A 12,427-nucleotide genomic window follows, 5' to 3' on the forward strand; every position below is an offset into this window, starting at 1 on the left:
TATATAACTAAGATCCAAATTATAATTTGCAAAAAAAAATTCCTACGTTTTAGTTTCATATTTTTTTCTTATTAAATAAATACCTAAAAATACCATCAAAGATCCTACCAAATGATAAAAATATAAATTTTCATTGAAGAAGAAGTGGCCATACGCTGCACCATAAACTGTATACAAGTAAAGAACCGAACCTGTAATTGATGCTCCTAAAATTTTATTAACATGATTAAAAAGTAAAAAAGCAATTATACTAGGAGATAATGCAGCAAAAAGAACCCAAAAATAAAACTCATAACTAAATGTTGTTTTGAAATAATAAAAGTTTTCTATTAAAAAAAAAGGTAGTAGACTAATAAATCCAAACATTGATATTAGAGTGAATCTTTCTAATAAAGGAAGTGAAGATTTCCAGTGATATAAATAAATAGTATATAAAGCCCAGCCTACAGATGCACCTACCATCCAAATATCTCCAGATGTAAATTTGAGATTAAACAAAGTACTTAAGTCTGCTTTGATAATAATTAACAAAACACCACTAAAACATATAAAAATTCCTATTGCTCGTAAAAATGTTAATTTCTCTTTGAAAAAGAAGTAGGATATTAAAATTATAAATATAGGAGATGATGAATATATTATACCCATGTTAACTATTGTTGTAGTTTTACCAGCGATAAAGGGAAATGCTCCACAAACACCACAGGCCAAAGATCCTAATATAAATAACTTTGGTAGCTCCTTTTTATAAATTTTATAATTCTTGAATAAATAATTAAAAGTAAAAGGCAATAATATCAAAAAACAAAATAACCATCTCCAAAAAGCTAAAGATATTGGAGGCACAAATTCAACACCACCTCGGGCAATTATTAAATTAGAAGCCATAAAAATAGGCTGAATGAAAAGTATTGGGTAGGCTAATAAATTTTTATTTTGACTAAACAATTGTATATTAAGAAAAATTATTTTTTATCGAAAAACGCTTCGTAAACCATCATAAAAATTGCTCCACCCATCAAAATATAAACAGGAAGGACATCAAAAAATCCAATCATCGATGATCTAGTCAATGTTGTTGCAAGTCCTACTAAAAAAGCAATTGCGAGAAGAGAACCTAAAAATGTTGTAAATTTTTGCATTTAATTATTACATTCTTTTTCTAGCCAATTAGCAACACCTAAAAATCTTTGATCATCGTATTTTGCACCAATTAATTGTACACCTAAAGGTAAATTGTTTTCACCTTGAAGTATAGGTAATGATATACAAGGTGTACCTAAATAAGACCATACTTTATTAAATTCTGCCGTTCCTGTGCTTTTTAAACCTTTCAGTGCTACTCCAGGACTAGATGGAGATAAAACACCATGATAGTCCTCAAAAACTTCCTTATAAGATTCATAGCTTCTTTTCATAAAATCTATAGCTTCTGCATATTCTTTTGCGGAATGTTTGTTACCTTTTGAAATTGCATCTTGCATATACTTAGATAATTTTTTCTTATATTTTTTATAATAGAGTGAAAAATTATTAGCTAAATCTGTCTCATGAATTATTTGATGGTATTTATGAATATCTTTAAAGTACGAAGGTGTATCAAAAACTTCGATATTATTTTTGAATGATTTTATAAAGTATTCAAATGCTTCTCTTGATTTTTTTCCAAGAAGCTTCCAATGATCAGTTTTGTAAAAAATAAATTTAGGATCAAACATAGGTCCTTTTTTTGTTTCTACTAACATTTCATCACTAGAGTAATGGACTGTTGCTGTATCATAATTATCTTTTTTGATTAAAATTTTAGCAAGAAGAGCAACATCTTCAACCGATCTTCCAAAAACACCTATGTGATCTAATTTTTCAGATGTTTTAAGAACTCCATTTCTACTTATTAATCCATAACTGGGCTTATAACCAACAACTCCGCAATAAGATGCAGGTCTTATAACCGAACCTCCTGTTTGAGAACCAATTGCAAGCGGAGCCATAAAAGAAGCTACTGCTGCTGCAGATCCACTAGATGATCCACCTGGGGTTCTAGAATAATCATGAGGATTTGTAGTTTTTGAAGGACCTAAAAATGCCAATTCTGATGTTGATGTTTTGCCCATTATAATTGCTCCAGCAGATATTAATAGATCAACTATTTCAGCATTTTGAGAATATGATTTCCCTTTTCTTATTGATGTTCCACATTCTGTAGGCATATCAACAGTTCCAACAATATCTTTTACCGCAACAGGTATTCCATGAAGTGGACCGAGTGGTTTGCCTGATTTCCTATGTTCATCAGCCTCTGATGCCTTTTCTAGTAAAAGTTTTTTATCTAAATGCGCCCATGCTTTTACATCTTTTTCAAATTTATTTATTCTGTCTATATAAATTTTACATAACTCTACTGATGTAATTTGTGCTTCTTTAATTTTTACAGCAAGTTCTTCAACTTTTAATGAAAAAACATCTGTCATTTTCTTTTATTGTGCAAATAAAGTTTCCGGTAACCAAAGCGCTATTCCTGGGAACATATACATTAAAAACATCGCAAATATTACAATTGCTAAAAATGGCATTATTCCTCTGAATATATCCATAAGTTCAACATTAGATTTTTGAACTCCTTTTAAATAATAAGCCGACATAGCCATGGGTGGGGTTAAAAACGATGTTTGTAAATTTAAAGCAATTAACATTGCAAAGAAATATGGATTAACACCAAATACCTCTAACAATGGCAAGAATATTGGAACAAAAATAATCAAAATTTCAGTCCATTCTAAAGGCCATCCTAAAAGGAAAATGATTATTTGAGTAATGATTAAAAACTGCCACGTAGTAATATTTATAGAGGTAAAGAAGTGCTCAAATACTTCGTGTCCACCTAAATAAGAAAACACTGATGAAAAAGTCCAGGAACCAATAAACAACCACATGATCATTGCAGTTGTCTTAGCGGTTAAAAACACAGACTCTTTAAAGTTTTGCCATTTAAGTGTTTTATAAAACCAAGATAAAAGTATTGCCCCAAAAGCTCCTGCTGCAGCTGCTTCTGCTGGAGTTGCAATACCTGCCAAAATAGTACCTAATACAAGCATAATTAAACCAAACAGGGGAACGAAAGAAACCAAAACTTCTTTTAAAATTTCACCAGTTGGTGGAATATCTTCTTTTGGAGGTCTAGGAGCAATAGATGGATTTAACCATGCTCTAAATACTGCATATGCAATGTAAAGACCTGCTAAAAGTAGACCTGGAAATATTGCTGCTGCAAAAAGTCTTAATGGTGATAGTTGGGCTATTACTGAATAAACAATAAGCATAATACTCGGTGGAATTAAAATTCCTAAACATCCACCAGCGCAAATAATTCCTGACGCAAATTTTTTATCATAACCTGCTTTAACCATTGCAGGCCATGCTAACAATCCCATCAAAGTTACAACAGCACCAATAATTCCTGTAGCTGTCGAAAATAATGTACAAGTAATTAGTGCAGCTACCGCCATTGAAGCTGGAAGTCTATGTGCTGCCAATCTAATTGCAAAAAATAGTTTAGCTACAATCCCTGCTCTTTCAACTAGATATCCCATGAATAAAAATAAAGGCACAGCCGTAAGAACGTTGTTGTCCATAACAGTATAAGTATTTTGAACAAACAATTGGAATATACGATTATCAAAAATGTGCTCCATCATTGTTGCATCGTAATAAGCAAAATATCCAAAGCCTATTCCCATAGCCATTAAAGTGAAAGCAATCGGGAAACCTAAAAGAACTGCAAACAAAAACATACCCATCATTAAAATTGCAATTTCTGGATTTGTTAAACTAAATAACATTTTTTTTGTCCTCTTCTTGAGCTGTTCTCATTAAAACTTGTTCTGTTTCTTCAGCAACGACCATTCGTGCTGGCCATTGACCTGTTTGAATACATATAATAGATCTAAATACTTCACTGATGCCTTGAATAATTAATAAAACACCTGCAGCTGGTATCATCGATTTAACCATATAAATTTGGATTTGAGCTGGACTACTCCAACTAGTCTCTTTTATTTTCCAAGCAAGCGCAGCATATTCATATCCATAAAAAGCTAACGCGATCACACCTGGAAAAAAGAAAATAAAGTATAAAACCAAATCAATCCAAGCCTGAGTTTTTTGACTAAATAATCTGTAAATAACGTCACCTCTAACATGTGATTCTGTAGCTAAACAATATGCGCCTGACATCATTAAAATTGCACCATACATTTGCATACTAAAATCAAAATTCCAAAGTGTAGGTGAATTAAAAACATAAGCCATAACTACTTCATAAACAGTTCCTCCCATTAAAACTACTATGCACCACGAAAAAGCTTTACCCATCGATGTGCTGAGAGTATCTGCAAATTGAATAAATGACTTCATATCAAAGAAATATATTAAAATACGTGTAAAAAAAAGGGGGTTTTTCAACCCCCTTTTAAATTTATTTTAAAGTTAATTAGATTTTAACTTTTTCGATTGGACCAAACTCATTTTCATAAGCTAATTTGTAGTTCGGTTGATTCATCAACAGATACTTCATAGTTCTCTTAGCGTATGCTTTTTGTGAGTCTACTACTTTTTTGAAGAAAGCATCTTTAGCAGAAAACTCTCCTACAACTTTATCCCAACCTTTTAATTGTTCTGCTAGGATAGCATCAGACGTTTGGTAAACATTAACCTTATGCTCATTCATCAACTTAGCAAGGTCAGTTGAATATCTAACCAATGCTTTAAAGTAGTTATCTGAGTTTGCAGCATAAGCAGCATTTCTCAAGATAGCTTGATGTTCAGGTGAAAGGCTGTTTAGTCTCTTAGTGTTCATAGGAATTTCAAACATTTCCTGAGATTGGTGGAAACTTCCTAAGTGATAGTGTTTAGAGACGTCTTGCATTCCAAACTGTGAGTCTGATGTTGGGTTGTTAAACTCAGCAGCATCAATCAAACCAGTTTTCATTGCTGGTTGGATTTCACCACCTGGTAACTGTCTTACAACCATTCCCATAGCAGTTAAAACGTTAGTCGCTAGACCAACAGTTCTATACTTCATACCTTTAACATCAGATACTTTAGTTACGTTCTTTTTGAACCAACCAAAAGGCTGTGCAGGCATTGGCATATGGAAGAAACCTGTGTAATTAAATCCTACACTTTTTACAGCTTCTTCATATAATGCTCTTCCTCCACCATACTCCATCCATCCCATAACTTCTTGAGACGACATTCCGTATGAAGGACCTGTTCCAAAAAGAGATGCAGCAGGGTTTTTTCCGTACCAGTATGCTGTCACCCAGTGACCCATATCTACTACTCCAGAACTAACTGCTTGACCAATTTCAGAAGTTTTTACAACTGCTCCAACTGGTTGCACATCAATTTTTAATTTACCACCTGACATGTCACTAACCATTTTCGCATAGTCTGAAGCCATTTCGAAAAATATGTTAGCACCTGATGGCCAAGCAGCTTGCATTTTTAAAGTAACGTGACCGTCACCTAAAGCAATGTTTGGCATAGCCACTGCTGCTGCTGTTGCTGCACCAGTTGCTGCCGCTGCTTTGAAGAACTTTCTTCTTGAAGGAGTTTTAGAACTCTTCAAAGATTTTTTATTCTTAATCATTTATTCTCCTCTAGTTAATTAACTTGGCGAGCACTAAAACATATTTTTAGATTAGAGTCCTTCTAAAAAGTTACCTAGAATGGGTTAGATAGGATTTTTTTACAATTATAGGTAGAATTTAAAAACTAAATTAGTTTATTATTTTCGTAAATACAGCATTTTTCAGCTGGTATATGTAGTTTAATTTTTTCACCTGAAATTTCAGTTTCTCTATTAACTTTAGACTTAATTTCAAAGTTATCCATTCTTGCAGTAATCAATTTGTAATTACCAAAATCTTCAACTTTTTGAACATTTACATCAATAAGGTTATCGCTTTGATTTTTTGCAATTTTAATAAACTCAGATCTAATTCCTAATTTTATATTTTTACTTTTTAAATTAGACAAATCTGTATTCGTCTTAATTGTTATATTATTTATTTTAACAGTATTTTCTGAAGTTGCTTCACTATCAAATAAATTCATAGCAGGTGAACCAATAAAGTAACCAACAAAAGTTGTATTTGGTCTTTCAAATAATTCTTTAGGTGAACCTGTTTGCACAACTTCTCCTTCACTCATCACAATTATATTGTCTGCAAATGTCATAGCTTCGTTTTGATCATGTGTTACATAAACTAAAGTTGTTTTGTATTGCTCGTTTATTTCTTTTAGATTTCTTCTCAATCTAAATTTTAAATCAGGATCAATAACGGTCAAAGGCTCATCCATTAAAACCGCTGCAACATCTTCTCTAACCAAACCTCTTCCTAAAGATATCAATTGTTTTTGATCTGCTGTTAATTTTCGTGCAGGGAAATTTAAAAAAGATTTTAAATTTAAAGTTTCTGCAACAGAATTAACTCTTTCATCTATTTTAGCTTTTGAGAAATCTCTACACTTTAGTGGAAAAGCAAGATTTTCAAAAACTGTCATAGTGTTATAAATTACTGGAAACTGAAAAACTTGAGCAATATTTCTTTCTTCTGTTTTTAAATCTGTAACATCATTATCATCAAACAATATTTTTCCAGCTGATGGTCTAACTAATCCAGAAACAATATTTAACATTGTTGTTTTTCCACATCCAGAAGGACCTAGGATTGCATATCTATTTCCATTCTCCCAAGTCATCGAAAATGGATTTAATGCATAAATTGGATTTGGATCATTTGGATTATAAGAATGCGAGATATTACTTAAATCAATTTTAGCCATTATTTTCTCCAAATGGTGAGGATGCTAATTTACCATTAGCACCAAAGGCATAAGCTCTGTCTATTTTAAAATCTATTTTAATCTTGTCATGAATTTTAAAATTTAAAACCTCTTCTATAGAAATAATAATTTTTATACTTCCTCTTTTTAGATGGAGTAAAGTTTCGGAACCACTAATTTCAGCAAGCTCAACTTCAAATTCATGACCATTTTCATCAAGTTCAATATCTGATGATCTCAAACCAATCTTTAATCCGCTATCTGTTAACTTTGATAAATGATTTGGCGCTTTGATTTCAATACCTTCAAATCTAATTTGATCGTTAGATATTTCTGCTTCAATAATATTCATTGGTGGATCGTTAGAAATTTCAGCAACTTTTAATGAGCTTGGGTTCTCAAATATTTCTTTTGCTGGACCTACTTGTAGTACCTTACCTTCATCTAAAACAATAACCTCTCCATTTAATTCCATGGTTTCTCTTGGATCTGTAGTAGAATAAATTAAGATAGTTTCATCCGCTAAACCCTTTGAAAACAAGCTCTTAAATTCTTCTCTAAGTTGTTCTCTCAGTTTGTAATCTAAATTTACCAAAGGCTCATCTAACAATAATATTTTAGCATTTTTAACTAATGATCTTGCTAGAGAGACACGTTGTTGCTGACCACCAGATAACTCTTGGATTTTTCTATTTTCGTAACCAACTAACCCAACCGATTTTAAAGATTCCATTACTTTATTTTTGATTTCTTCATTATCGATTTTTCTTTGTCTTAAAGGAAAAGCAATATTTTCAAATACATTTAAATGAGGATAATTAATAAATTGTTGATACACCATCGCTACATTTCTTTGCCAAACTGGAATCTTTAAAAAATCTTTACCATCAAATTCGATGGCACCACTGTCTGGGGTTAAAAGCCCAGCTATAGTTTTTAATAAAGTTGTTTTACCTGATAATGTTCTTCCAAGAATTGTGTATAAATTCCCCTCTTTAAAATTAAATGATACTTCATTTAAGTGATATTCCTCACTTGGTTTATAAGTTAAATTGTTAGCTATTAAATTCATTATTTAATTGCTCCTGATAGATTTCCTTTAGATAGATATCTCTCAACAATGAAGGCTACTATAATTAATGGTGCAACAGAAACGAGAGCAGATGCTGACAAACTCCACCATGGTGTAACAGATGAGTTCAGAGCAACAATTTTAACTGGTAATAACTGTACTTCTGTAAAAGTTAAAATGAATGCAAAGAAGAAGTCAATCCATCCAAAAATAATACAAAACATACCAGCAACAATTAATCCCGGTATAGAATTTGGTAACACTACTTTTAAGAAAGCTTGATAAGGATTACATCCATCAATCAAAGCTGTTTCATCAATTTCTCTTGGAACTTTATTAAAGAAATCAACCATAATCCAAACTGCTATAGGCATCAGTAAAACAATATAAACTACAATTAATCCTAAAAGACTATCCAGTAGATTGATTGAACTTAAAAATAAGAAAAATGGAATTGATAAAACAATTGGCGGCATAATTCTTTGAGAGATAAAGAAAAATGTAATGTCATTATTTTTTACAAAACCCGCTTTAAAGGTGTATCTGGATAAAGCATAAGCTGACAGTGTGCCAAGAATTATACTAATTAAACTTGCAGTACACGTTACAAATAAACTATTGAAATAAGGTTCTACTATATCAACTCCACCTTTGGCTGGAGATTTTATCAAAACTTTCCAACCCTCTAAATTAGGCTCAAAATCTACCCACGGTATGTAGGTAACTCCCCCATTTACAGATTGAAAATCTTTGAACGATGTAGTTAGAGCCCATAGAAAAGGAGCAACAACAAACACTGCCCAGAAGACAATAAAAAAATATTTTAAAAATGTATAAAATTTGCTCATAATTTATTCTTTTAAAAGTAATTTAGTTAAAACCTTTGCAATAATTGTTAAACTTATGATCATAATAATTAAGTAAGTAAAAGACATCGAGGCTGCATATCCCATTTGAAACTCTCTTAATCCTTTAATAAAAATATAAAAACTTGATGTTTCGGTTGCAGTTCCAGGACCACCTGAAGTTAAAACATATACGGTATCCATAATTTTAGATGCCTCAATTAATCTTATAATTATTGCACCAATTGATATTGGAGCCATTAATGGAAAAGTTACGTAAATAAATTTTCTAACAGGACTGGCACCATCAATTGCAGCAGCTAAAAATGGTTCTTTGGGTAATGACAATAAACCTGCTAATAAAAGCAGAAACATAAATGGTGTCCACTGCCAAACCTCAACTATAATTACTGTAAATTTAGCTAAAGCTGGGTCTGTTAACCATTTAGGAGATAAACCAAAATTAGATAAAATATCATTAACAGGTCCTAAAGATTCATGAAAAAAAGTTCTCCAAATAACAGTCATGATAACTGGAGTTGTCATCATTGGTACTAAAAATAAAACTCTAAAAAATCTTTTAAATTTAATGTCTTTCCAAACCATATGTGCAAGAGCAAATCCAATCACATACTGGAGAATTACTGTTGTAACAGACAGAAAACTTAATCTAAAAAAAGATTCCCAAAATCTTGGGTCGTCTGTAAAAAGACGAATATAATTTTCTATACCTATAAAATCTAAACCTGGATTGTAACTATTCCACCCAGATAAACTTAATCGAACTACAAAAATAATTGGAAAGATTAAAATTCCAATAAGCACAAATAAACCTGGAAACAGAAAAAAATATTTATGCTTAAAGTTCATTTATAAACTTGGATTATATTATGTTTTTTATATGTGGCCATTTTAATTAATGGCCACATAAATTAAGTATTTTTATAATTGGTTGTCTTCCATTTTAACACCAACAGCGTAGGCATCTCTTACTGCTTTTTTACCTACTCTGCTTACAATTGCTTCCCACTCTTTAGCAACTTCGTCTAATGCTTCTTGAGGAGACAATTGTCCTGCTAAAGCTTTAGAAGTTCCTGTAGCGACAGCACTTGTAAACTCAAATACACCTGGAACTCTTAAAGGGAAAACTCTGTTTTGACTTTTCTCCATATCTAAAAGTGTTTGAGTGTAACTGTTAGCAATCTCTGGATCCCAACCCATACTATTGATATAAATATTAGGGTCGAAGTCAGAGTTTTTGAATGGGTTAACACCAAATCTTCCAATTGCTAAATCAGCTTGGTGATTTGCTCCGTTTGAGAAGAAGCAAAGATAATCAAACGCCATATCTTTTACTTTACTTTTCTTAGCAACACCAACTGCCCAACCCCAAACAATGTAAGGAGCTTGGTTGTATTGGTTTTCCCAGCTATTTGAAACTCTGTTCCAAACTTTGTTAGCACCTGGAAGAGGAGCTGTACCTACTTTGTTTTTAATAGGGCTGTCATCTTGCATTGCTGCAATAAATGCATCGTCCCATGAAAAACTAAATAAAGTTTGTCCACCACCAAATGATCCAATTTCGTCACCTAAACCAAAGTTAATTCCTCCTGGAGGAACATATTTAGTAGCCTCAACCCAATCAGTTAAAGCTTCAACGAAACCTGGATTATTAATGTTTGGTTTCATAGTCTCTAAATCAAAAAAGAAACCACCTGGAGTTCTTGGATTTTTAGCATATGCAACTGATCTGCTGAAAAAAGCTGCAAACATTAAATCGTCTTTTTTCATAACTTCAGCTGAACCATATTCTAACTCACCATCTCCATCCCAGTCCCAACCATTAAAGAATTTTGCCATCTCAGCATATTCTTTCCAAGTTGTTGGAACTTTTAGATCGTTCCCTGTTTCTGCTTTATATTTTTTTTGCATTTCAGGATTATCAATGACGTCTTTTCTATATTTTAAATAGTGTCTGTCACCATCAACTGGGTACTGGTACATAGTTCCATCCCAAGATGATACACCCATATGAGATTTAGTTACGTCTTTCATCTCTGTTGAGTTCATATACTTCTTAGGAACTGGCGCTAAATATCTTTTCCAGTCATTGATAAAGTTAGAAAATCCAAACACAATATCGTAAGGTGCTTGTCCAGCTTGAAAAGGAACCATTGCTTTTGAATACAAATCACCTGCTGGTGTATGTGTAACATCAACTTTAGCTCCAGTTAATTTTTCAAACTGTTCAGCATGAAGAGCTGTTGGCTCTCCCATTACTGGAATTGCGTGAGTATTTATTTTAAGAGTTTTTCCTTTATAATTTTTCTTAGACATTTCCTCATAAGAACAATCACCTGGAATATCTCCTGTTGCTTTGATATGTGGGAATTGATCACTCCACTTATCAGCATATGCCATAGGGCTAAATATCATCATGCTTGATATTACAGCCGTTAAGCAGGTTTTTATTATTTTCATTATTACCTCTCTTTTTTTTTTTATGGAACTAAAACAGCTCGTCCCTTAACCTTACCATCGTTAAGATCATGAAGTGCTTTATTAGCATCGTCTAAACTATACTCCTGCATAGAGAGCTTGACTTTACCTCTGTCAGCTAACTCCATTAATTCATATAATTCAGACCACGTTCCCACTAAATTACCTACAATTGTTTTCTCAGAAATAATTAAATCAACTGCAAGTGATTTAATTTCTTCTCCATATCCAACTATGTAGTAAAAACCACCATTAGAAGTCATTTGAATTCCCATGGCAGTAGATCCTTTTTCACCTACGAAATCAATTACAGCTTCAGAACCTTTTCCTTTTGTTAGTTCTTGAACTTTTTCAATTTCGTTTCCATCAATTAAAACTCCGTGGTCACCACCAAGTTCCATTGCATGTTTCAATGCTGCTTCAGATTTTTCAACAATAATAATATCTGCTGCACACATAGCTTTTAAACATTGAATAGCGATGTGACCTAAACCTCCTGCACCAATAATTGTACAGCTCTGACCAGGTAGCAAATGTCTTGTTGCTTTTTTTACCACTCTATAAGCTGTAAGACCTGCATCTGAAAAAGGTGCAACATCTTTAGGCGCTAATACTTTTGGAAGTTTAATTAGATTTCTAACGCTAGTTTTTAATAGTTCAGCGTAGCCTCCTTCTTTAATACTTAATCCAGGAAATGCACCTGCTTCAGCGTGCATATCATTACCTCTTCTACAATCTAAACAAGTTCCTCCTGTTCCAGAAATAAGTGGGTGTAATATTACAGGATCACCCTTTTTAAATTCAGTAACGTCTGAACCTACATCTTCTACCCAACCAGCATTTTCATGTCCCATTACGCATGGTAATAATTTTCCATCTGGATCTTGGATGTGTTTCCATACTCCTTCAATAATATGTAAATCAGTTCTGCAAACTCCTGCAGCACCAATTTTAACTATAACGTCTGACGCCTTTTCAATTTTAGGATCTGGCATTTCCTCACCTGTGACCCAGACCTTTTCTTTCATTTCAGGGTCATATTTATGCAAAACCTGTGCTTTCATTATTATCTCTCCTTTAATATTTCAGTAACACTATTAAAGTTCTGATATAGAATGGAGTCAACGGCATCTTTATATGTACAAAAAGTTAACAATTACAA

At 32.6% G+C, this 12,427-nt stretch carries 12 protein-coding genes; all 12 read right to left on the reverse strand.

Annotated features, from left to right (window positions below; all coding sequences use genetic code 11):
* Positions 1–42 precede the first annotated feature (42 nt).
* The 12 genes from VP90_RS04510 to VP90_RS04565 all read right to left on the reverse strand — a co-directional run bounded on the left by VP90_RS04510 (position 43) and on the right by VP90_RS04565 (position 12,329).
* A complete protein-coding gene (locus VP90_RS04510) occupies positions 43–948 on the reverse strand; it encodes a DMT family transporter (protein WP_262589916.1) in 906 nt (301 codons plus the stop codon).
* Between the two features lie 17 nt (positions 949–965).
* Positions 966–1,142: a hypothetical protein gene (locus VP90_RS04515; RefSeq protein WP_179850415.1), complete on the reverse strand. Its 177-nt coding sequence runs from the start codon at positions 1,140–1,142 to the stop codon at positions 966–968.
* Complete coding sequence (locus VP90_RS04520) at positions 1,143–2,471, reverse strand: amidase (protein ID WP_262589917.1); 1,329 nt, start codon at positions 2,469–2,471, stop codon at positions 1,143–1,145.
* A 6-nt stretch (positions 2,472–2,477) separates the two neighbouring features.
* Positions 2,478–3,839 (reverse strand): TRAP transporter large permease, encoded by a 1,362-nt coding sequence (locus tag VP90_RS04525; RefSeq protein ID WP_262589918.1) that lies wholly within the window; start codon positions 3,837–3,839, stop codon positions 2,478–2,480.
* Entirely contained in the window at positions 3,829–4,413 is a 585-nt protein-coding gene (locus VP90_RS04530; RefSeq protein ID WP_262589920.1) for a TRAP transporter small permease subunit, read from the reverse strand. The genes VP90_RS04525 and VP90_RS04530 overlap by 11 nt, the downstream gene beginning before the upstream one ends.
* Before the next feature lie 76 nt (positions 4,414–4,489).
* The gene (locus tag VP90_RS04535) at positions 4,490–5,650 is read right to left on the reverse strand and encodes a TRAP transporter substrate-binding protein (protein ID WP_262589921.1); all 1,161 of its coding nucleotides are present in this window, start codon (positions 5,648–5,650) and stop codon (positions 4,490–4,492) included.
* 125 nt (positions 5,651–5,775) lie between these two features.
* Positions 5,776–6,849, reverse strand: coding sequence for an ABC transporter ATP-binding protein (locus VP90_RS04540; RefSeq protein WP_262589922.1), 1,074 nt, complete (start codon positions 6,847–6,849; stop codon positions 5,776–5,778).
* Positions 6,842–7,921, reverse strand: a complete 1,080-nt coding sequence (locus VP90_RS04545) for an ABC transporter ATP-binding protein (RefSeq protein ID WP_262589923.1) — start codon at positions 7,919–7,921, stop codon at positions 6,842–6,844. Before VP90_RS04545 ends, VP90_RS04540 begins: the two co-directional genes overlap by 8 nt.
* Positions 7,921–8,769 (reverse strand): carbohydrate ABC transporter permease, encoded by an 849-nt coding sequence (locus VP90_RS04550; protein WP_262589924.1) that lies wholly within the window; start codon positions 8,767–8,769, stop codon positions 7,921–7,923. The genes VP90_RS04545 and VP90_RS04550 overlap by 1 nt, the downstream gene beginning before the upstream one ends.
* 3 nt (positions 8,770–8,772) lie before the next feature.
* Positions 8,773–9,636, reverse strand: a complete 864-nt coding sequence (locus VP90_RS04555) for a carbohydrate ABC transporter permease (RefSeq protein WP_085114993.1) — start codon at positions 9,634–9,636, stop codon at positions 8,773–8,775.
* A gap of 72 nt (positions 9,637–9,708) precedes the next feature.
* Positions 9,709–11,247, reverse strand: a complete 1,539-nt coding sequence (locus VP90_RS04560; protein WP_262589925.1) for an extracellular solute-binding protein — start codon at positions 11,245–11,247, stop codon at positions 9,709–9,711.
* 20 nt (positions 11,248–11,267) lie between these two features.
* Positions 11,268–12,329 carry an NAD(P)-dependent alcohol dehydrogenase gene (locus VP90_RS04565; RefSeq protein ID WP_262589926.1) on the reverse strand — a complete coding sequence of 354 codons (1,062 nt, stop codon included), beginning with the start codon at positions 12,327–12,329 and terminating at the stop codon, positions 11,268–11,270.
* Positions 12,330–12,427: the final 98 nt, after the last annotated feature.

This window comes from Candidatus Pelagibacter ubique HIMB140 (assembly GCF_025558165.1).
Taxonomy (GTDB): Bacteria; Pseudomonadota; Alphaproteobacteria; order Pelagibacterales; family Pelagibacteraceae; genus Pelagibacter; species Pelagibacter ubique_T.